Annotated in this window: 20 protein-coding genes; all 20 read left to right on the forward strand. The window is 38.4% G+C overall.

Annotated features, from left to right (window positions below):
• The first annotated feature begins 12 nt into the window (after positions 1 to 12).
• Complete coding sequence (locus IEX29_RS13995; protein ID WP_188735007.1) at positions 13 to 489, forward strand: chemotaxis protein CheW; 477 nt, start codon at positions 13 to 15, stop codon at positions 487 to 489.
• Positions 490 to 491: 2 nt separating this feature from the next.
• Positions 492 to 1127: a chemotaxis protein CheC gene (locus IEX29_RS14000; protein ID WP_188735008.1), complete on the forward strand. Its 636-nt coding sequence runs from the start codon at positions 492 to 494 to the stop codon at positions 1125 to 1127.
• Position 1128: 1 nt separating this feature from the next.
• A complete protein-coding gene (locus IEX29_RS14005; protein WP_188735009.1) occupies positions 1129 to 1620 on the forward strand; it encodes a chemotaxis protein CheD in 492 nt (163 codons plus the stop codon).
• 26 nt (positions 1621 to 1646) lie between these two features.
• Positions 1647 to 2423, forward strand: a complete 777-nt coding sequence (locus IEX29_RS14010; protein ID WP_188735010.1) for a FliA/WhiG family RNA polymerase sigma factor — start codon at positions 1647 to 1649, stop codon at positions 2421 to 2423.
• 28 nt (positions 2424 to 2451) lie between these two features.
• Positions 2452 to 2916 (forward strand): DUF6115 domain-containing protein, encoded by a 465-nt coding sequence (locus IEX29_RS14015; protein WP_188735011.1) that lies wholly within the window; start codon positions 2452 to 2454, stop codon positions 2914 to 2916.
• Between the two features lie 252 nt (positions 2917 to 3168).
• The gene (gene rpsB / locus IEX29_RS14020; RefSeq protein ID WP_077601189.1) at positions 3169 to 3927 is read left to right on the forward strand and encodes a 30S ribosomal protein S2; all 759 of its coding nucleotides are present in this window, start codon (positions 3169 to 3171) and stop codon (positions 3925 to 3927) included.
• A 527-nt stretch (positions 3928 to 4454) separates the two neighbouring features.
• Positions 4455 to 5339 (forward strand): translation elongation factor Ts, encoded by an 885-nt coding sequence (gene tsf, locus IEX29_RS14025; RefSeq protein WP_188735012.1) that lies wholly within the window; start codon positions 4455 to 4457, stop codon positions 5337 to 5339.
• 85 nt (positions 5340 to 5424) lie between these two features.
• The gene (gene pyrH, locus IEX29_RS14030) at positions 5425 to 6147 is read left to right on the forward strand and encodes a UMP kinase (RefSeq protein ID WP_188735013.1); all 723 of its coding nucleotides are present in this window, start codon (positions 5425 to 5427) and stop codon (positions 6145 to 6147) included.
• Positions 6148 to 6149: 2 nt separating this feature from the next.
• Positions 6150 to 6707 (forward strand): ribosome recycling factor, encoded by a 558-nt coding sequence (gene frr, locus IEX29_RS14035; protein WP_188735014.1) that lies wholly within the window; start codon positions 6150 to 6152, stop codon positions 6705 to 6707.
• Between the two features lie 323 nt (positions 6708 to 7030).
• Positions 7031 to 7789: an undecaprenyl pyrophosphate synthase gene (gene uppS, locus IEX29_RS14040; RefSeq protein ID WP_188735015.1), complete on the forward strand. Its 759-nt coding sequence runs from the start codon at positions 7031 to 7033 to the stop codon at positions 7787 to 7789.
• Positions 7790 to 7804: 15 nt separating this feature from the next.
• A complete protein-coding gene (locus IEX29_RS14045) occupies positions 7805 to 8593 on the forward strand; it encodes a phosphatidate cytidylyltransferase (protein ID WP_188735016.1) in 789 nt (262 codons plus the stop codon).
• 275 nt (positions 8594 to 8868) lie between these two features.
• Positions 8869 to 10143, forward strand: a complete 1275-nt coding sequence (rseP, locus tag IEX29_RS14050) for an RIP metalloprotease RseP (RefSeq protein ID WP_188735017.1) — start codon at positions 8869 to 8871, stop codon at positions 10141 to 10143.
• A 217-nt stretch (positions 10144 to 10360) separates the two neighbouring features.
• Positions 10361 to 14650, forward strand: coding sequence for a PolC-type DNA polymerase III (locus tag IEX29_RS14055; RefSeq protein WP_188735018.1), 4290 nt, complete (start codon positions 10361 to 10363; stop codon positions 14648 to 14650).
• Positions 14651 to 15989: 1339 nt separating this feature from the next.
• Positions 15990 to 16460: a ribosome maturation factor RimP gene (gene rimP / locus IEX29_RS14060; RefSeq protein WP_188735019.1), complete on the forward strand. Its 471-nt coding sequence runs from the start codon at positions 15990 to 15992 to the stop codon at positions 16458 to 16460.
• Between the two features lie 21 nt (positions 16461 to 16481).
• On the forward strand, positions 16482 to 17588 hold the full coding sequence (nusA, locus tag IEX29_RS14065) for a transcription termination factor NusA (protein ID WP_188735020.1): 1107 nt from the start codon (positions 16482 to 16484) through the stop codon (positions 17586 to 17588).
• Between the two features lie 13 nt (positions 17589 to 17601).
• A complete protein-coding gene (rnpM, locus tag IEX29_RS14070) occupies positions 17602 to 17871 on the forward strand; it encodes an RNase P modulator RnpM (RefSeq protein WP_188735021.1) in 270 nt (89 codons plus the stop codon).
• Between the two features lies 1 nt (position 17872).
• On the forward strand, positions 17873 to 18172 hold the full coding sequence (locus IEX29_RS14075) for a YlxQ family RNA-binding protein (RefSeq protein WP_077601201.1): 300 nt from the start codon (positions 17873 to 17875) through the stop codon (positions 18170 to 18172).
• Between the two features lie 20 nt (positions 18173 to 18192).
• Complete coding sequence (infB, locus tag IEX29_RS14080) at positions 18193 to 20292, forward strand: translation initiation factor IF-2 (RefSeq protein ID WP_188735022.1); 2100 nt, start codon at positions 18193 to 18195, stop codon at positions 20290 to 20292.
• Complete coding sequence (locus IEX29_RS14085) at positions 20289 to 20567, forward strand: DUF503 domain-containing protein (RefSeq protein WP_188735023.1); 279 nt, start codon at positions 20289 to 20291, stop codon at positions 20565 to 20567. Before infB ends, IEX29_RS14085 begins: the two co-directional genes overlap by 4 nt.
• 35 nt (positions 20568 to 20602) lie before the next feature.
• On the forward strand, positions 20603 to 20944 hold the full coding sequence (rbfA, locus tag IEX29_RS14090; RefSeq protein ID WP_077601204.1) for a 30S ribosome-binding factor RbfA: 342 nt from the start codon (positions 20603 to 20605) through the stop codon (positions 20942 to 20944).
• Positions 20945 to 21591: the final 647 nt, after the last annotated feature.

Here is a 21591-nt window from a genome sequence, read left to right on the forward strand (position 1 = left end):
GGATAGATTGGAATGGAACAAGAACAGTTAACTACAGAAAGACTGGAAAAAACAATTATTTTTGATTTAAATGGCAGTGAATATGGTTTACCGGTGAACTTCGTGGAATCTATCGAGACATCGTTGCCAATTACCCGTGTTCCACATGAGAAAAGCTACATTAAAGGTGTTATTAACTTAAGAGGAAAGATTATTCCTGTAATAGACCTGCGAATCCGCCTGGGAGAGCAGCAGGCACCTGACAGTACAGATGACCAGATTATTATTACCAGAATTGATGATACGCAGGTGGGATTGATTATAGATAACGCCAATGATGTGTTAGATATACCGTTCAGCCTGTTGGAAAACCCGCCGGAAACAATTGGAACTGCTAAAAAAGAATATATGCATTCTGTTGTTAATTTTGACGACCGTCTTATTATTTTATTAGATATTTATAAGCTGTTAAATATAGAAGAAATAAAGACAAAAGAGACGGATGAATAATCATGGATGCCTTTCAATTAACTGCTTTTCAGAAGGATATTTTAAAGGAAATAGGTAACATCGGTGCCGGAAATGCAGCGACTTCTCTGTCGATGCTGCTTGGACAAAAAATAGATATGATGGTTCCGAACGTAGAGATTGCTGATTTTAATGAAGTTATTGAATTAGTTGGCGGGCCGGAGCAGCCGATTGTCGGATTAATGTTTCAGATAGAAGGTGAAATCACTGGTGTCATGGCCATTGTCGTGGAAATTGAAGAGGCAGAGTATCTGGTACAAAAGCTGACTCATAACGATCAATTCCGGTTATCTGAACAAACCGATGGAGCAGAATTAGATATTGCTATGTCGGCATTAAGTGAAATCGGAAATATTCTGACAGGATCTTATCTTACAGCACTTTCTGATTTTACTGGAATGAATCTGCAGCCTTCTGTACCGCATCTGGGGATAGATATGGCAGGTGCTATTATGACAGTAGGGCTGTTAGAAATTTCTCAAGTGACAGATTATGCAATTATTATTGATACGGAAATAAGGCAAGAGGAAGAAAATCATGAGAATATTAAAGGGAATTTCCTGTTTATTCCTGATCCAGAGTCCTTTCAAAAGCTCTTTGCCAAATTAGGATGGAATTAATATGACTATTACAAAAACAATTGTTAATGTTGGAATTGCAGATACGAAAACAGTTCGCCATCCTAATACAATCCGTACTTTAGGACTAGGCTCCTGCATCGGTACGGTATTATACGATGAGAAACGTGGAATAGCAGGACTGTCTCATATTTTATTGCCAAATTCAAGCCAGGCAAGAGCAGCTAATTCTAATCCTATGAAATATGCAGATACCGCTATTCCACAGCTGTTAAAAATGTTGCAGGAGCAGGGAGCAAGAAATATTAAAGCTAAGATGGCCGGAGGAGCTCAAATGTTTCAAGCTGGTAAGGGAACGAGCTTTATGCGGATAGGTGACAAAAATATCGAAGCAGTACAGGAAGCACTAAGGAAATTAAATATAAGAATTGTTTCATCCGACGTAGGCGGGAATCTGGGAAGAACCATTGAATTTGATCCGGGTTCGTCAAAGCTGTCCATCAGAAAACGTAATCATGATATTTATACAATCTAACCGATTTGAAAGGAGCGTGTCATTCTATGAGTTCATTGGACCCTTCTCAAGAGCAAGCGTTATGGAATAAATGGATGACCAGTCAAGATAATGAAGCAGCAAATATACTTATTGAAAACTATATGTATCTTGTTTCCTTTCACACGGAAAGAATTGTAAGTCAATTGCCGAGCAGCGTTGACCGTGAAGAAATACGCAGTTATGGTCTGCTTGGACTGTATGATGCGTTGCATAAATTTGAATTGAAACGTGATTTGAAGTTTGATACATATGCTTCATTTCGAATAAAAGGTTCTATTATAGACGGATTAAGAAAAGAAGACTGGCTGCCCCGTTCTATTCGTGAGAAAACAAAGAAGGTAGAGCAGGCAAGTGAAGCTTTTGAGCAAAAATATCAACGCGAGGCGCAGCCGGAGGATATTGCTGAAATCACCGGAATGACTGTGCAAGACGTAGAAACAACACTGCGGGATGCTGTCATGAGCAATATGCTTTCTATTGAAGATAAGCCAAAAGGGCAAGAGAGTGATCTTAAGGAAGGGATTGGCTACAATGTAACAGATAAACCGGATTTAAGACCGGAGGCCAGGCTTATTCAAGAAGAGTGGAAGCATGAATTGATAGAAGGAATCAAGTCATTAAATGATAAAGAACAGCTTGTAATTAGTCTTTTTTATCAAGAAGAATTAACCTTCACAGAGATTGGCCAGGTTTTGGGGTTAACGACATCCCGAATTTCACAAATCCATAAACGGAGTATTGTTAAGCTGCGTTCAACTCTTCAGAAAATCAGCCAGATCTAATATAAAGCAGGTATGGAAGGGATAATATATGTCAACATTATTATGGATGATCAGCTTTTTATTACACGGCATTTCCATTTTAGCTATCTATTTATTGTTAAAGGACAGACAGAACTCTGATGGAAATAAACAGACGGAAAAGATATTGAAAGAGACACTGGAAGAAATTCAGAGGGAAAACAGGACATTGCAAAATCTCTTAACAGAGGGGAAGCATACAGATAAAAAACCATTTAATAATAAAGAAATAAAACCGGAATCTTTAAAGCCGCAAATAGAAAATAAAGAAAATGATGCACAAACAGAGATGGAATGGCCTAATATCGAGATACCTCAATCTTCTGCTTATCAGGATGAAGTGGAGACCTCCTTAGAGGCAAAAGTACTGCAGCTTCATACAAATGGTGAGACGATAGATGATATTGCTAAAAAATTAAACTGTGGAAAAACAGAAGCTGAAATAATAATCAAAATGTATCAAAAAAAGTTATAGAAATGTATGTTCAAAAAGTTGCTAAATTAGAAGCAAGAAGATCAAGGCAACGCGTTTTTTTGAACAACCTATAGAAATTACTTGCTTACACAGGAAGGTTATGGTATAGTAACTTTTGGTGTAAATAGTCTATCTATAACTAGTTAGATAAAAATCACACGCATTTTGATTTATAAGATTGGTGCTGAAATTACAGTATTCTTATAAAGAAGATAAATGCGGAGGAATAAAACCAATTAGGAGGAATTTATTATGGCAGCAATTTCTATGAAACAATTGCTAGAAGCTGGTGTACACTTTGGTCACCAAACTCGTCGTTGGAATCCAAAAATGAAAAAATACATTTTTACGGAGCGTAACGGCATCTATATCATCGACTTACAAAAAACAGTTAAAAAAGTGGATGAAGCATACAACTACGTTAAGGAAATCGCATCAAACGGCGGTACTATTCTTTTCGTCGGTACAAAAAAACAAGCTCAGGATTCAGTACGTGATGAAGCAATCCGTTCTGGAATGTTCTTTGTAAACCAACGCTGGTTAGGTGGAACATTAACTAACTTCCAAACAATCCGCAAACGTATTAACCGTTTGAAAGATATTGAAAAAATGGAAGAAGACGGTACTTTCGAAGTACTTCCTAAAAAAGAAGTAGTAAACTTATTAAAAGAAAAAGATCGTCTTGTAAAATTCCTAGGCGGAATTAAAGAAATGAAAAAACTTCCTGATGCTTTATTTGTAATTGATCCTCGTAAAGAGCGTATTGCAATTGCAGAAGCACATAAACTACACATTCCAATCATCGGAATCGTTGATACAAACTGTGATCCGGATGAAATCGATTATGTTATCCCTGCAAACGATGATGCAATCCGTGCAGTGAAACTTCTTACTTCAAAAATGGCAGATGCTATTCTGGAAGTAAAACAAGGTGAAGAAACAGAAGAACCTGTTTCTGAACAAGACCAATTAGAAGCAGAAGTTGCTGAAGAAGCTGCTTCCAAAGAGTAATCTTTTAAAAGGTGAGGGTGATAAGAGGATAGAAGCCTTTTATCACCCTTTTTTCAAAGAGTAAGAATAAAATGTTGAGGATAGCCGCTCCAGCGGTTTTCATGGGGTGAGTAATCGCAACCCCAGAAATACACTACGCTTTCCGTGGGCTTGAGCTCAGCCTCCTCGAAAAAAAAGAAGAGCACTTTTTTCCTGCGGGGTCTTCCCACTGCGCATTCCCACAGGAGTCTCCGTGTATTTCTTCCGCTAGAATCAGCTTCATTTCTTTAAAAAAAGCAAATGAAACATATCTCTTCAAAGATGGGAGCGGAGGGAAGTCGACTCCTGCGGGAAAAGCAACAGGTGAAGACCCCGCAGAAAGTGTACTTCTTTTGAGGAGGCTGAGGCGTTGCCCGCGGAAAGCGACTTCCCGCAGCGGACATCTCCTTGGCAAGAACACCAGTATTTTAAAGACCAAGCGATTTTCTTGACTTTTCTTAAGAAAGAAATTCAACTTGTATTATTGAATATTTTAAGGAGGAATTAACATGGCAGTTACTGCTCAAATGGTTAAAGAATTACGTGAAAAAACAGGTGCTGGAATGATGGATTGTAAAAAAGCACTAACAGAAACGAACGGAGATATGGAACAGGCAATTGATTTTCTTCGTGAAAAAGGGATGGCAAAAGCTGCTAAAAAAGCAGACCGTGTTGCAGCTGAAGGCTTAACTCATATTGAAGTTGATGGAAACAGAGCAGCAATTATTGAAGTAAACTGTGAAACAGACTTTGTTACAAAAAACGATCAATTCAAGCAATTACTTGCTGATCTTGGAAAGCATATTGTGAAAAATAACCCTGCATCTGTTGAAGAAGCTTTACAGCAAAATCTTTTAGACGGTTCTGAAACAGTTGAAAATGCAATTACTAGTGTCGTTTCTAAAATCGGAGAAAAAATCTCTCTTCGCCGTTTCACAGTACTAGAAAAAACAGATAATGATGCTTTTGGTGCTTATCTTCACATGGGAGGACGTATCGGCGTACTTTCTTTATTAGAAGGCACTACGGATGAAGCTGTAGCTAAAGACATTTCTATGCACGTAGCAGCTATCAATCCTCGCTATGTATCCCGTGATGAAGTTGCAGAGGAAGAAGTAAATCGTGAGCGTGAAGTGCTTAAAACACAAGCATTAAACGAAGGTAAACCAGAAAAAATCGTTGAAAAAATGGTTGAAGGCCGTCTAGGTAAATTCTTTGAAGAGATTGTTCTTTTAGAACAAAGCTTTGTAAAAGATCCAGACCAAAAAGTGAAAAAATATGTTGCAGATAAAGGCGCTTCTGTAAAAGCTTTCGTTCGCTATGAAGTAGGCGAAGGAATGGAAAAACGCGAAGATAACTTTGCGGAAGAAGTAATGAGCCAAATTAAAAAATAAGTTGCAAATTAGGGGACATTAATTTGTTCCCTCTTTTGTAGCTATATACTATAATCTAAATACATTTTTTTCTTTGGAGGTTATTATGACGACAGCACATTATAATAGAGTTGTGTTAAAATTAAGTGGAGAAGCATTAAGTGGAGAAGAAGGCTACGGAATCTCACCTAAAGTGATTCAATCCATTTCAAAACAAGTTAAGGAAATTGTAGAGCTTGGTGTAGAAGTTGCTGTAGTTGTCGGCGGCGGAAACATCTGGCGCGGTAAAGTAGGATCAGAAATGGGAATGGATAGAGCTTCAGCGGACTATATGGGTATGCTTGCAACAATTATGAACTCACTTGCCCTGCAGGATGGTCTGGAAACAATTGGTGTACAAACCAGAGTGCAAACATCTATTGAAATGAGGCAGGTTGCTGAGCCATACATACGGCGGAAAGCGATTCGCCATCTGGAGAAAAAGCGTGTTGTTATTTTTGCTGCCGGAACTGGAAATCCTTATTTTTCTACAGATACGACAGCGGCATTACGTGCGGCAGAAATCGAAGCAGAAGTTATTTTAATGGCAAAAAACAATGTTGATGGTGTTTATACGGATGACCCTAAAATTAACAAAGAAGCAAAGAAATATGATTCTCTTACTTATTTAGAAATGTTGAATGAAGGATTAGGTGTAATGGATTCTACAGCTTCTTCATTATGTATGGATAATGACTTGCCTTTAATTGTCTTCTCTATTATGGAAGAAGGTAACATTAAACGAGTTATTCAAGGTGAAAATATCGGAACAACGATAAGGGGGAACTAAGAATGTCAGAATCAGTGATGAAAGATATGAAAGAAAAAATGACTCAGGCAGTCCAGGCTTTTTCAAAAAATTTAGCCTCTGTTCGTGCTGGACGTGCAAATCCCAGTCTTTTAGACAATGTTTATGTTGATTATTATGGTGCTTCTACACCACTTAACCAATTGGCTCAAGTTGGTGCTCCGGAAGCTAGGCTATTAACAGTTACACCATATGATAAGTCTGCAATTGGCGATATTGATAAGGCAATACAAAAAGCAGACTTGGGACTTTCTCCATCTAATGATGGAAATATCATTCGCCTCAACATTCCTGCACTTACACAGGAAAGAAGAAAAGACTTAGTGAAAGTTGTTGGAAAGTATGCTGAGGAATCTCGTGTACAAATTAGAAATCTTCGCCGTCAAGCAAATGATCAGCTAAAGAAAGCTGAAAAAAATGGCGATATGACGGAAGATGATTTAAGAGCATTTCAAGATGATGTTCAGGAAACTACAGATACTTTTATCAAACAAATTGAAGATTTAGCAAGTACAAAAGAAAATGAAATTATGGAAGTATAATAGAAGAAATACTTTATTTCTATTAACCTTCATCGTATAAATCCTGGCAAAAATTTTTTGTTTAAAGGTGACAGTTTTCTGCTAACGTAGTAAGATGCCATTAAGCCCTCTTATTAAAGGGGGTTTTTGTATTAATACCACTGGCAATCATGTTCGTCTAATACATGTTAAACTGGATACAGTCATAATATTTATTGGCATGGTCATGCCTTTCATCCCTTATTCTTTTAAAAGAAGTTCAAATTTGATTTGGTTTCTTTTTGAATACGTACTTTAGAAATAAGAAAAGGGTTATGAACAAACAACCATTCGGGGGACGGAAAATGTCTATTAAAATTCCTTTTTTATCAAAACAACCAAAAGAATCTGATTCACTTTCTGAAGAAAATGCTCCTAATCATGTTGCTATCATCATGGATGGGAACGGCAGATGGGCGCAAAAACGGGGATTACCCAGGTTTGCTGGTCATAAAGAAGGTGTATCTACGGTAAATAAAATCGTTAAAACTGCAGTGAGAGCAAATGTGAAGGTTTTAACGCTTTATACTTTTTCAACAGAAAACTGGAAACGACCAAAACAAGAAGTGGAATATATTTTAAAACTCCCAAAAGAATTTTTGCATGTATATTTACCAAGCTTGATGGAAAATAATGTTCGTATCCAGACGATAGGCGATTTTCAGTCGTTACCTGGATATACGCAGGAAGCGGTAAACTATGCGATGGAAAAAACGAAGAATAATGATGGGTTAATTTTAAACTTCGCAATTAATTACGGCAGCCGTCATGAAATTTTAAAAGCAGTCAAGCAAATTGCAACAGAATTGAAAGAAGAAAACATAGATATTGACAGCTTAGATGAAGAAGCATTTTCAAAGCACCTATATACAAATGGTGTTTCAGATCCGGATCTGTTAATCCGGACTGGCGGAGAATATCGATTAAGTAATTTTATGCTTTGGCAGCTTGCATATACAGAATTCTGGTTTACAGATAAGCTCTGGCCGGAGTTTACAGAAGAAACATTCCATGAAGCATTACTTGCATATCAGCAGCGCAAAAGACGATATGGAGGTATATAAGGTGTTGATAATTTAATGAAGCAGCGAACAATAACAGCTATAGTGGCTCTACTTATATTTGTACCAATCATTATTATTGGCGGATTGCCGTTTACTATTTTTGTCTATCTTTTAGCCACAATCGGATTATTTGAATTAATACGGATGCGTCATCCAGAGAAGAATTTCTTTCCATATGTTTTATCAGCTATATTAACATGGGTCATTTTATTACCTAATGAATTTTTAACTGATATAGAGTGGTTCACGAAGTATGAATTGATCTCTGTTATTATTTTTGTTTTATTAGCATATACAGTGCTTGTGAAAAATGAGTTTACCTTTGATCAGGTCGGATTTGTCATTCTTGCAGCTTTTTATGTTGGCTTAGGTTTCTTTTATTTATTACAGACCAGAGATGGAGAGAATGCACTAAGAAATATATTATTTGCATTCTGTATCATTTGGGCAACGGACACAGGCGCCTACTTATTCGGCCGCAAACTTGGAAAACATAAATTATGGCCTACAATCAGCCCAAAGAAAACTGTTGAGGGTGCTGTAGGAGGCATTTTTGTAGCAGTCATCGTTGCTGTGATTTTTCATCTGATAGAGCCGTTTGATCAGTCGTGGCTGACGCTTATTATTGTGACCATTATAGCTTCAAGCTTTGGGCAAATTGGTGATTTGGTTGAATCTGCCTTTAAACGCGTTTATAACGTGAAGGATTCAGGAAAAATTCTGCCCGGGCATGGTGGTATTCTAGATCGATTTGACAGCATGCTTTTTGTTTTTCCATTACTACATTTTATTCACTTTTTTTAACTTATTAAAGCGAATATTGTAGAATCGGTAAAGTAAACCGACTTACCCGAATATACTAGGTGAAGAGCTTTCTTTTCTTAATACATAACAACCTTATATTTTAAAATTATGGGACAAGTAAGTATTCATATTCTGTTCCCGTCTTAAAAAATAAACGCATAGTCTTTTGGTAAAAGCTCTATGCTATAAAGAAGTAAATTATTGTTATGTAATATTATTGCAGAGAATCAAGTTTTAATAACCTCTTTCTACCTTTACAAAAGGAAGGTGCTGTCATGACAACTGTTATTGCATTTATATTAATGTTTGGTGTACTCGTTTCTATCCATGAGTGGGGACATCTGATTTTTGCAAAACGGGCAGGGATGCTTGTTCGTGAATTTGCAATCGGGTTCGGTCCAAAGATATTATCATTCACCAAAAACGAGACTCTTTACACAATCAGATTAATCCCGGCAGGTGGCTATGTCCGTGTTGCCGGAGATGATCCGGAAATTGTTGAATTAAAACCAGGACATCATATTGGGTTGGAATTTAACAAGGATGGAAAAGTAGAAAAAATTATTGTGAATAACAAATCAAAACATCCTAACGCCCGGACGATTGAAGTGGAGAATGTTGATCTTGATCATAAACTGATTATTGAGGGCTATGAGCAGGACGACGAAGATACGAAGCTTCATTTTGATGTAGACCGTAAAGCAATGTTTGTCGTTGACGAAAGGGAGACACAGATTGCTCCTTTCGATAGACAATTTGCATCCAAAACGGTTGGGCAGCGTGCTATGCAGCTTTTCGCCGGACCAATGATGAATTTTATACTCGCAATTTTTATCTTTCTGCTGATAGGACTTATTCAGGGAATTCCAGTAGAGCAGGCACAAATGGGTGAAATTCAGCCGGGAAGCCCAGCGGAGGAAGCGGGGCTGCAGGAAAATGATGTTATTACACAAATAGGAGATCAATCCATTTCAACTTGGGAACAGTTTACAGATATTGTACGAGCAAATCCTGAGCAGGAGTTAGGTTTAGTTATCTCCAGAGATGATGTGAAACAAGAATTAACTGTAGTACCTGCTGAGGTTGAAGGCGTCAATGAAAAAGGTGACCCGATTCAAATCGGACAGATTGGTGTACTTCCTGCATTTGATAAAAATATCCTTGGAACGTTAAAGTTTGGATTTGAAAGAACATATGAAACATCGAAACTTATCATTACTAATTTAGTCATGTTAGTAACAGGTCAGCTTTCTATTGATGTCTTATCTGGACCGGTAGGAATTTATGATGCAACCGATCAGGTTGTGCAATCCGGTTTTTCGAACTTTTTAATGTGGACGGCTATGCTAAGCATTAATTTAGGGATTATTAATTTAGTTCCTCTTCCGGCTTTAGATGGCGGCAGATTAATGTTTGTTTTAATTGAAGCAGTCAGAGGAAAACCGATAGCTCCGGAAAAAGAAGGGGTCTTCCATTTTGTCGGGTTTGCATTGTTGATGCTATTAATGATTGTTGTCACATGGAATGACATTCAGCGTCTATTCCTGTAAAATAAAATAGTAAATCTAAATAAGTTACCCTTGTCGATTTATAGACAAGGGTTTCCTGTTTGTATATGAGCAGATTATTGAACGATTTGATTTTATCAAATCATTTCTTTGTATTAACAGGTATGAATTAATATAATAAATATAGCGAGTTTTAAACTTATAGGAGAATTTTTCTTCCTGTGTAGTCACAAATCCACCTACAATTGGAGGGACATAGATGAGTATTTCCAAGCAAGAAAAAATGAAATTATTACTGGACCAAATTCAGCTGTCTGAAACCACGGTTCAAACGTATTTTTCCTCAAGCTATTTAGAAAAAGTAGAGGTTTATAAGCAAGAGAAAAAATGGCATTTCTATATATATATTGAGGACGTTCTTCCTTTTGATGAATATCTTTATCTGTATCAGTCTTTGCAAAAAAGCTTCTCCTCGATTGCTGAGAAGGTAGAGCTGACGCTACATACGGATAATAAACAATGCAGCGAGAAAGATATTGGTGTTTACTGGAAGCACTTTTTAGCAACAACAACATTTTCTCCTGCCCATCAGGAAATGATTATGCAGCAAACTCCAAGAATTATAGATAATAAAATTATGTTAACTTCCAGAAATGAGACAGAATCGAATATTTTGAAAAAAAGGTTGGAACCGGCTTTCAGTCAATTTTGTTATCGTATTGGTTCCAAGCCTTATTCTATTGATTTAGAAGTAAAAGCGAACCAGGAAGAAATGCAGGTATTCCAGGAAAATAAAGCGAAAGAAGATCAGGCGCTTGTTCAAAAAACCGTTCAGGAAAAAGAAAAACGGGATAAAGAAAAAGATGTACCAGTAAGCCAGCCGTTGGCAATCGGCTATAAAATCCAGGATGAGCCGGTAGAAATGAATCAAATTCTGGAAGAGGAAAGACGTATTACCGTGCAGGGATATGTGTTTGATTCAGAGATTAGAGAGCTGAGATCAGGCCGCAGTCTCTTAATTATTAAAGCAACAGACTATACAGATTCTCTGCAAATTAAGATGTTCTCCAAGGGTGATGAGGATGTCAGCAAGTTTCAATCTGTTAAGAAAGGTATGTGGGTAAAAGCCCGCGGCAGTATCCAGACCGATATGTATACTAATGAGCTGGCGATGATGGCAAAGGATATCCACGAGGTTCAAGTGAGAGAAAAGCAGGACGAGGCACCTGAAGATGAAAAAAGAGTAGAGCTGCACGCTCATAGTACAATGAGCCAAATGGATGCAGTTGTTTCCCCGGATGCTTTGGTTGAACAAGCCGGTAAATGGGGACACCAGGCAGTTGCTATTACTGATCATGCCGGTGTACAAGGTTTCCCGGACGCGTATTATGCTGGAAAAAAATATGGAGTGAAGGTTTTATACGGGGTGGAAGCAAACCTTGTCGATGACGGTGTTCCAATTGCCTATAATGAAAGTGACCGTGTGTTAAAAGATGCAAACTATATCGTATTTGACGTGGAAACAACAGGTCTTTCTGCTGTGTACGATACGATTATTGAATTAGCTGCCGTAAAAGTACACGATGGTGAAATTATTGACCGATTCGAGTCATTTGCTAACCCGCATCATCCACTTTCGGAAACTACAACGAATTTAACTGGTATTACGGATGATATGGTCAAGGATGCACCAGAGGTCGGTGATGTGCTGAAAGATTTTCATGCCTGGATGGGGGAAGATATTTTAGTTGCACATAATGCAAGCTTCGATATGGGTTTTTTAAATCAGGGATTCAAACGGATCGACTATGAAAAAGCAGCCAACCCGGTAATAGATACTTTGGAGCTGGCAAGATTCCTGCTTCCAGAACTGAGAAATCATCGATTAAATACATTGTGTAAGCATATGGATATTGAATTGACACAGCATCACCGTGCTATTTATGATGCAGAAGCTACCGGGTATTTATTATGGAAGCTTGTTCAACGGTTAATTGAAAAAGAAATAACCAATCATCAGGACTTAAATAATCATATGGGAGAGAATAATGCCTATCAGCGCTCCAGACCTTTTCATTGTACGATTTTAGCGCAGACGCAGGAAGGCTTAAAAAATCTTTATAAGATAGTTTCGCATGCTCATATTGACTATTTCTACCGCGAGCCGAGACTACCGAGATCTGTCCTGAAAAAATATCGTAAAGGACTATTAATCGGTACTGCCTGTGATAGAGGAGAAGTCTTTGAAACCATGATGCAAAAATCTGAGGAAGAAGCAGAGCAGGTCGCTGAATTTTATGATTATATTGAAGTACAGCCGCCGAGTAACTATGTGCATTTAATAGATAAGGATTTAGTACAAAATGAAGCGCAGGTAGTAGATATATTGCGGAAGCTTGTGAATCTTGGCGAGCGGATGGGCAAATTAGTAACAGCAACCGGGAATGTCCATTATTTGCAGGATATTGATAAGCAGTATCGACAGATTTTAATTGCTGCGCAGGCTGGTAATCCGTTAAACAGACAAACGCTGCCTGATACACCGTTCCGGACTACGGGCGAAATGCTTGGGGCTTTCTCCTTTTTGGGAAAAGAGAAAGCAAAAGAAATTGTTGTTCAAAATACACAGCAGCTGGCTAATGAGATAGAGGATATTTCGCCGATTCAGGATGGCTTGTTTACACCAAACATTGATGGTGCAGAACAAGAGATGCGTGATTTGTGCTACAGTATGGCAAAAAGAGTTTACGGAGAGCCAATACCGGAAATTGTTACCAGCCGGTTAGAAAAAGAACTTGAAAGTATTATCGGCAACGGATTCGCCGTTATTTATTTAATTTCTCATAAGCTTGTTAAAAAGTCTTTGGATGATGGCTATCTGGTAGGCTCACGGGGGTCTGTCGGTTCATCCTTTGTTGCAACTATGACAGAAATTACAGAAGTTAATCCGCTGCCTCCACATTATGTTTGTCCAGGCTGTAAACACTCTGAATTCTTTACAGATGGTTCTGTAGCAAGCGGTTATGATTTGGAGGATAAAAATTGTCCGGAATGTGGAGAAGCATTGAAAAAAGACGGACAGGATATTCCTTTTGAAACATTCTTAGGCTTTAAAGGAGATAAAGTACCTGATATTGACTTGAACTTCTCAGGAGATTATCAGCCTCGGGCCCACAACTATACGAAAGAACTATTTGGGATTGACAGTGTCTACCGGGCAGGAACAATAGGAACCGTTGCTGAAAAAACAGCTTATGGGTATGTGAAAGGCTATGCTTCTGATCATCAGCTCGTTTATAAAAATGCGGAGATCGACCGCCTTGTGCAAGGCTGTACAGGAGTAAAAAGAACAACTGGCCAGCATCCTGGGGGAATTATTGTTGTCCCGGATGATAAAGAAATTTATGATTTTACGCCAATCCAGTTTCCGGCAGATGATCGGAATAGTGAGTGGCGGACAACACATTTTGATTTCCATTCGATTCACGATAACTTATTGAAGCTGGATATACTTGGACACGATGATCCGACCGTAATTCGCATGCTGCAGGATTTAAGCGGAATTGATCCAAAAACTATCCCGACAGATGATGAAGAGGTCATGAAAATTTTTGGCGGCACAGAATCATTAGGCGTTACTCCGGAACAGATCCAGTGTAAGACAGGAACTCTGGGAGTGCCCGAATTTGGCACAAAATTTGTTAGGCAGATGCTTGAAGATACGAAACCTAAAACATTTGCAGAGCTGCTAATTATATCTGGTCTGTCTCATGGTACAGACGTATGGCTTGGTAATGCACAGGAGCTTATTGATAATGGCACCTGTAAGCTCCCGGATGTAATCGGGTGTCGTGATGATATTATGGTGTATTTAATGCATAAAGGGTTAGAGCCTTCGATGGCATTTAATATCATGGAATTCGTCCGTAAAGGAAAAGGATTGAAGGATGAATGGATCGATGAAATGAAGAAAAATAACGTACCTGACTGGTATATTGAATCTTGTAAAAAAATAAAATACATGTTCCCGAAAGCTCACGCCGCAGCTTATGTTTTAATGGCCGTGCGAATTGCTTATTTCAAGGTTCACCATCCGATTCTTTTCTATGCTGCATATTTCACAGTCCGTGCTGATGATTTCGAATTAGATACGATGATTAAAGGATCGGATGCCATTCGCAAGCGGATGGAAGAAATCAGCTATAAAGGTAATGACGCCTCACCAAAAGAGAAAAACTTACTGACAGTTTTAGAGATTTCATTAGAAATGTGTGAACGCGGTTTGTCTCTGAAAAAGGTAGATTTATATAAATCAAGTGCAACAGAATTTATCGTTGACGGCGATTCTTTGCTTCCACCTTTTAATGCAGTAGACGGACTGGGCACGAATGCTGCTTTAAATATTGTAAAAGCACGTGAAGAAGGCGAATTCTTATCCAAGGAAGATTTAAGAGAAAGAAGTAAAATCTCTAAAACCGTGCTGGAGTATTTAGACAATCACGGATGTCTGGAAGGAATGGAAGAGAAAAATCAACTTTCTTTATTCTAGGAAGTGTTTTGCAGATTAATTTTTAAGTAACTCAACTTTCGCACATTAAAAAGTAACTTCCTATCCATAGGAACAGGGGTTGATCATTTCTGCTATATATCTGTTGACAAAGATAGAAGATAAAGTGTAAAGCTATAAAGCGACCACTGCGGCGGACCGTTTTGCTTTCCTAGGGGCACGCTCTTCAGCTAACTTTTGCCAAGAAGAGCACTTGGCAAAAGTGGATCTTCAGATGGTGCTGATCCCTGTCCAGCTACAAGCGTCAAAAACTAGACAACTTCCCGACAGCGCCCTACGATAAAGAAGACTTAGCGACTGGCAAGCCGTCAGGCGCAGACAGAGCTAAAGTCGCGCTTATGCCCCGCGGGTGAAAGTCATCATCCGTTCGTAAACTCACGGTGATTCCTTTATCTCAGTTGCTTCGGTCCAGTTGTTACGTTTTTAAACGACGCTTTCCGCTTTCCTTTCAGGAGTCAAAACGGTCCGCCTCCGCTAGCAGGGTATTCTATATTGAAATAACTGAACAAATAAAAGGCAAATCTGACAGAACTAATTTTCGTGTTGCATGGTAAACATGTTCAGCAATCCTTTTTTTAGCGCATGAAAGCTATTCTCGATATGAATTATTCATGCTGTCATGATTTGAACTGCTAAAAACGATGATTTCATCTAACTTCATCAGGATATTACTTCTTCCATGCGCTGTAGAATCCTATTAGAGCGCAGGCCAACCGCGGAGACTCCTATGGGAACAGGGCGGGCTGAAGATCCACTTGAAAAACGGTTTTCTTTTCAAGTTAGCTGAAGCCGTCCCCATGGAAAGCGGAGTGGTTGGCCGGAGCGGAAGCTATACACAATAACCTGCTCAAAAAATAAAAAGATGAGTTAACTAAAAGCAAGCATGTTAATAGAGACCATGTACATCCTGGAACAGCAAGGTTTATATGTTTATTCTTAGGTGCGAAAGTTGAGTAATAAGAAAGATTTCATTAAATCAAAGGATTTCCGTCAATTGCAATGATTGCAAGACGGAAATCCTTTTTATAGTTGAGTTACGGATAAATCACTCTGATTTTGGGAAAACTATTCTTATTAAAAGCGGATTATACAGCGGTAAAAAGCTTTAAAGTCTTGATTAAGTGGTTTGCAAAGGGGTATAGAATATGCTATACTATTTTTGGTTAGAATGTTCGATACGTACGAATGAAAAGAGTGGGTGTACACCCACTCTTTATTCATACCTCGCCTAAACGAGACTCTCTGCTTCCCCCGCCCGTATTTTAGGCAGGGGTTTTATATTGATTGAAGGCGTGAGGACATGGTTAAAGGAGGTTTACACTTGAGTTCTAAAGTAATTGAGATAACAACTGAATTAGTTAACCCAATTTTAGAAGAGAAAAATTTAGAATTAGTTGATATCGAGTATGTAAAAGAAGGAAAAAACTGGTTTCTGCGTGTTTATATTGATAAAGAAGGCGGTATTGACATTGTAGAATGTGGCGAAGTTTCTGAACAGTTAAGTGAAAAATTGGACGAAGCTGACCCGATTAAAGAAGCTTATTTTCTGGAAGTATCTTCCCCAGGAGTAGAAAAACCATTAAAAACGCTGGAAGACTTTAAAAAGAACATTGGAAATAATGTTTTTGTAAAGTTATATGAAAAGATTGACGGCGAAAAAACGTATGAAGGTATTTTACAAAACGTGGAGAATGATACCGTTGCTATTGAATACAAAATTAAAACGAGAAAAAAAATCGTAGAAATACCTTATGAAAAAGTAGCAAAAGCAAGACTTGCAGTTATGTTTTAATTAAAAGGGGGAAAAGAAAAAGTGAGCACGCAGTTGTTTGATGCGATTGATCATTTAGCAAAAGAAAAAGGAATAGACAAGGATATATTGATGGAGGCTTTGGAGGCAGCGCTTATTTCTGCTTATAAAAAGAACTTTAAATCTGCATCTAATGTCCGGGTAGAGTTGAACGAAGCTACAGGGAAGATGGCTGTCTATGCAAGAAAAACAGTCGTGCCGAATGTAGAGGATACACAGCTGGAAATATCTCTTGATGAAGCTAAAAGTATCAATCCAAGCTATGAAACAGATGATATAATAGAAGTAGAAGTAACACCAAAAGATTTTGGACGTATTGCTGCACAGGCTGCTAAACAAGTAGTTACTCAACGGGTACGAGAAGCAGAGCGCGGCGTTATCTTCTCTGAATATATTGATAGAGAAGATGATGTGATGACAGGAATTATTCAGCGTAAGGATTCCCGTTTCGTCTATGTTAACCTTGGGAAAATTGAAGCAAAGCTGGCAGAGGCTGAGCAGATGCCGACAGAAGAATATCATATCCATGATCGTTTGAAAGTTTATGTGACAAAGGTTGAGAATACAAGCAAAGGACCGCAAATCTATATTTCACGTTCTCATCCCGGCTTGTTAAAACGATTATTTGAAATGGAAGTTCCAGAAATTTATGATGGAATTGTGGAAATTAAATCTGTTGCACGCGAAGCTGGAGACCGTTCTAAGATTTCTGTCCATGCTCCAGATCCGGAGATAGATCCGGTAGGCTCTTGTGTAGGACAAAAGGGACAGCGTGTTCAGGCGATTGTAACGGAATTAAAGGGTGAAAAGATTGATATTGTGGAGTGGTCCGAGGATCCGGTCGTTTACGTATCAAACGCATTAAGCCCTTCCAAAGTATTGAAAGTATTTGTAGATGAGGAAGAGAAGGCAACAACAGTGGTTGTTCCAGATTATCAATTATCATTAGCAATTGGTAAAAGAGGTCAAAATGCACGCCTGGCAGCAAAACTTACAGGCTGGAAAATTGATATTAAAAGTGAATCTGACGCAAAAGCAGAAGGTTTACTGGATGATATAGATTTAGAAGAAAAAGCTTATTCTGACAACAGTGAAGATTTGTTTGAATAAGGAGGTATTTCACTTGGCTAAGAAGAAAAAAATACCAGAAAGAAAATGTGTTATTACAAATGAAATGAAGCCTAAAAAAGACTTGATCCGCATTGTGAGGAATAAAGAGGGAGAAGTGTCCGTTGATGAAACTGGTAAGAAAAACGGACGTGGAGCTTACCTTTCCAAGAATAAGTCTGTGATTGAACAGGCTCGGAAAACCAATGCGCTTAACAAAATATTGAACGCAGAAGTAAGTCCAACAATCTACGATGAGCTAGAAGCTTTAGTAGAGGGAGATTGACATGAATCCTAATTATTTAAACATCATTGGTCTCGCTGTCAGAGCAAGAAAATGCTCAACAGGGGAAGATACTATTATAAAGGATATTCGTAAAGGTCGTGCAAAGCTTGTTTTATTAGCAGAAGATATTGGACCGCAGACAAAAAAGAAACTTTCGGATAAATGTACCTCGTACAATATTCCATATCGATTTGTTGATAACCGTGATATCTTATCGCAGGCAATCGGGAAAGAGCAGCGTGTAGCTATAGCAATACTAGATTCAGGCTTTGCAAAAAAACTCCTTACTCTAGTTGGATAAATAAATCCGGGGGTGAATGTATGAGCAAAATACGTGTATATGAATATGCAAAGAAAAATAATGTGGCAAGTAAAGAAGTCATTCAATTTTTAAAGGAAAAGAATGTAGATGTTTCCAATCATATGTCTACGATTTCCGATAGTGAAATCAAACAATTGGATGAAAAATTTAATCCGCAGCCAAAACAGGATAACAAGAAGAATGGTCAAGTAAACCAAAATAAACAGCAAAACAACAAAAATGCAGCAAATAAACCAAATGCAAATCGGAATACTAAAAAAGATAATCCGAAAAACAAAAAACAAAAAACCTCTAACAAAGGTAAACAACCTAAACCACAAAAGGAGCAGTCGTTAGTGAAAGAAACTCCAAGTAAAATTACGTACCACGGTGTATTAACCGTTCAGGATTTAGCAGAGAAACTTCATAAAGAGCCTGCAGAACTTATCAAGAAATTATTGTTTATGGGGATCATGGCTACTAAAAACCAAGACCTTGAAGATGATGCTGTAGAGTTAATTTGTGAGGAATATAATGTCGAAGTTGAGAAAGAAATTATTTTAGAAGATACAGACCTTGATAAATATATTGAAGAAGATGACAGCGATAAGTTGCAAGAGCGTCCAGCAGTTGTTACCATTATGGGACATGTTGACCACGGGAAAACAACCTTGTTAGATGCTATCCGCCATACAAAAGTCACTGCTGGTGAGGCAGGCGGAATTACACAGCATATTGGAGCTTATCAGGTTGAAAATGAAGGCAAGAAAATTACATTCTTAGACACACCGGGCCACGCAGCATTTACAAGTATGCGTTCCCGTGGTGCGCAGATAACAGATATTGCTATTTTAGTTGTGGCAGCAGATGACGGTGTAATGCCGCAGACAGTTGAAGCTATCAACCATGCAAAAGCTGCTGAAGTACCAATTATTGTAGCAGTTAATAAAATGGATAAAGAAGGCGCTAATCCGGATCGTGTAATGCAGGAATTGACAGAGCATGAACTGATTCCTGAAGATTGGGGTGGAAGCACCATCTTTGTTAACCTTGCAGCGATTAAAGGAGAAGGTATTGATGACCTGCTGGAAATGATTTTATTAGTTGCTGAGGTAGAAGAATTAAAAGCAAATCCGGATGCTAAAGCTTTCGGTACAGTGATTGATGCCCAATTAGATAAAGGCAGAGGGTCTGTTGCAACACTGCTTGTTCAAAATGGTACTTTGCATGTAGGAGATCCAATCGTTGTTGGAAGTACGTATGGTAAAGTCCGGGCAATGGTAAATGATATAGGACAACGTGTGAATCAGGTTGGCCCTTCTGCACCAGTTGAAATTACCGGTTTACAAGATGTACCTCAGGCAGGCGACCAATTTCTTGCGTTTGCTGATGAGAAAAAGGCGCGTCAAATTGGTATCGCACGTCAACAAAAACGGATTGATGAGAATCGCGGCGGGCAATCAACAGTAAGCTTAGATGATTTATTTGAAAAAATTAAGCAAGGCGAAATGAAAGAATTAAATATTATTGTTAAAGCGGACGTACAAGGATCTGTTGAAGCATTAGCTGCTTCTCTGCGTAAGATAGAAGTAGAAGGCGTTAATGTTAAAATTATTCATACAGGTGTAGGAGCAATTACTGAATCTGATATTATCTTAGCTTCAGCATCGAACGCGATTGTTATCGGCTTCAATGTTCGTCCTGATGTTAATGCAAAAAGAGCTGCAGAATCTGAAAAAATTGATTTACGTCTGCACCGTGTTATTTACAGTGCGATTGAAGAAATTGAAGCTGCAATGAAAGGTCTGCTTGATCCAGAATACGAAGAAAAAGTGATTGGTCAAGCGGAGGTCCGTGAAACATTTAAAGTGTCACGTATTGGTACTATCGCTGGAAGCTATGTAACAGACGGTAAAATTACCAGGGATTCCAGTGTTCGCCTGATTCGTGATGGAGTAGTTCTCTATGAAGGGGAATTACAGGCATTGAGACGCTTTAAAGATGATGTAAAAGAAGTACAGCAAAACTATGAATGTGGTATCACATTAACAAACTTCAATGATATTAAAGAGGGCGACATAATTGAAGCCTATGTAATGGAAGAAATTGAACGAAAATGATTCTCTATGCAGAAGTAGAATGTATGTTGTATGAAGGAAATTCATTAAAAGAAAAACGATCTGTATTAAAGCGGATTATAAATAAACTGCGTCAATCTTTTAATGTATCTGTCACAGAGCTCGGATTTCATGATATGTGGCAACGGACCAAACTAGGGATTGTTACCATTTCCACCGATTATGTGCATGCTGAAAAAGTAATACAACAGGCTTTAAACACAATAGATTCTTTTTCTGAATTAGAGAGAACAATAACAAATATAGAGCGATTATAGAAGGAAACTTCATTCAAGTATGTGAGGTGAGATTAATGTCAGAATTGAGAGCTCATCGAGTTGCAGAGCAAATGAAAAAAGAGCTGGGTGATATTTTATCCAGAAAAATTAAAGATCCCCGTGTCGGTTTTGTAACAGTTACCGATGTGGAAGTAACTGGTGACTTGCAGCAGGCGAAAATTTTTATTTCTGTATTAGGTGATGAAAAGAAAAAGCAGGAAACATTATTGGGACTTGCAAAAGCAAAAGGATTTATCCGTTCAGAAATTGGCAAGCGAATTCGTTTGCGCAAAACACCTGAGCTTACCTTTGAATTTGATGAAGCAATAGAGCAAGGTAACCGGATAGACTCTATTTTAAGAGATCTGAATAAGTAATTTTGAAAAAACTGATCCCTCTGCTTCCTGGCAAGGATCAGTTTTTTTTAAAGATACAAAAGTATATAAAAATGCTGAAGTCAGCCGCTGCAACGGGTTTCATGGGGTGAGTAATCTTAGGCCCCAGAAATACACTACGCTTTCCGTGGGCCCCGAGCTCATCTCCTCGGAAAAAAGAAGAGCACTTTTTTCCTGCGGGGGCATACAGGACGTATGTCAGTTCGGTGCCTGAGACAGGACGTCGCGAACTTAACCGAACTTCCAATTCTGTTTTTGCGCATTCCCACAGGAGTCTACGTGTATTTCTTCTGGGACTGGGACTGCGATTACTCGTCCCACCGAAGAGCTTTTGCGATTACTCGCCTCATCGAAAACCGTCGCTAAAATTAGCTTTATTTTTTTGTGAAAAAGTAAATAAAACATATTTCTTCTTAGATGGGAGCGAAGGGAAGTCGACTCCTGCGGGAAAAGCAACAGGTGAAGACCCCGCAAGAAGTGGTCTTCTTCTGAGGAGGCTGAGGCGTTGCCTGCGGAAAGCGACTTCCCGCAGCGGACATCTCATTGGCTAGAATACCAGTATTTTAAAGACCAAGTGATTTTCTTGGGTTTTCTTAGAGTGAAAAAGAATCCCGTTACAAAATATATAC

Origin of the sequence: Oceanobacillus neutriphilus, assembly GCF_014645515.1 — a bacterium.
Taxonomy (GTDB): domain Bacteria; phylum Bacillota; class Bacilli; order Bacillales; family Amphibacillaceae; genus Oceanobacillus; species Oceanobacillus neutriphilus.

What these genes read in the sequence shown, in the direction of transcription:
- IEX29_RS13995 (WP_188735007.1), top strand. Translation starts at nt 13, where the DNA reads ATGGAACAAGAACAGTTAACTACAGAAAGACTGGAAAAAACAATTATT.
- IEX29_RS14000 (WP_188735008.1), top strand. Translation starts at nt 492, where the DNA reads ATGGATGCCTTTCAATTAACTGCTTTTCAGAAGGATATTTTAAAGGAA.
- IEX29_RS14005 (WP_188735009.1), top strand. Translation starts at nt 1,129, where the DNA reads ATGACTATTACAAAAACAATTGTTAATGTTGGAATTGCAGATACGAAA.
- IEX29_RS14010 (WP_188735010.1), top strand. Translation starts at nt 1,647, where the DNA reads ATGAGTTCATTGGACCCTTCTCAAGAGCAAGCGTTATGGAATAAATGG.
- IEX29_RS14015 (WP_188735011.1), top strand. Translation starts at nt 2,452, where the DNA reads ATGTCAACATTATTATGGATGATCAGCTTTTTATTACACGGCATTTCC.
- rpsB (WP_077601189.1), top strand. Translation starts at nt 3,169, where the DNA reads ATGGCAGCAATTTCTATGAAACAATTGCTAGAAGCTGGTGTACACTTT.
- tsf (WP_188735012.1), top strand. Translation starts at nt 4,455, where the DNA reads ATGGCAGTTACTGCTCAAATGGTTAAAGAATTACGTGAAAAAACAGGT.
- pyrH (WP_188735013.1), top strand. Translation starts at nt 5,425, where the DNA reads ATGACGACAGCACATTATAATAGAGTTGTGTTAAAATTAAGTGGAGAA.
- frr (WP_188735014.1), top strand. Translation starts at nt 6,150, where the DNA reads ATGTCAGAATCAGTGATGAAAGATATGAAAGAAAAAATGACTCAGGCA.
- uppS (WP_188735015.1), top strand. Translation starts at nt 7,031, where the DNA reads ATGTCTATTAAAATTCCTTTTTTATCAAAACAACCAAAAGAATCTGAT.
- IEX29_RS14045 (WP_188735016.1), top strand. Translation starts at nt 7,805, where the DNA reads ATGAAGCAGCGAACAATAACAGCTATAGTGGCTCTACTTATATTTGTA.
- rseP (WP_188735017.1), top strand. Translation starts at nt 8,869, where the DNA reads ATGACAACTGTTATTGCATTTATATTAATGTTTGGTGTACTCGTTTCT.
- IEX29_RS14055 (WP_188735018.1), top strand. Translation starts at nt 10,361, where the DNA reads ATGAGTATTTCCAAGCAAGAAAAAATGAAATTATTACTGGACCAAATT.
- IEX29_RS14075 (WP_077601201.1), top strand. Translation starts at nt 17,873, where the DNA reads ATGAATCCTAATTATTTAAACATCATTGGTCTCGCTGTCAGAGCAAGA.
- infB (WP_188735022.1), top strand. Translation starts at nt 18,193, where the DNA reads ATGAGCAAAATACGTGTATATGAATATGCAAAGAAAAATAATGTGGCA.
- IEX29_RS14085 (WP_188735023.1), top strand. Translation starts at nt 20,289, where the DNA reads ATGATTCTCTATGCAGAAGTAGAATGTATGTTGTATGAAGGAAATTCA.
- rbfA (WP_077601204.1), top strand. Translation starts at nt 20,603, where the DNA reads ATGTCAGAATTGAGAGCTCATCGAGTTGCAGAGCAAATGAAAAAAGAG.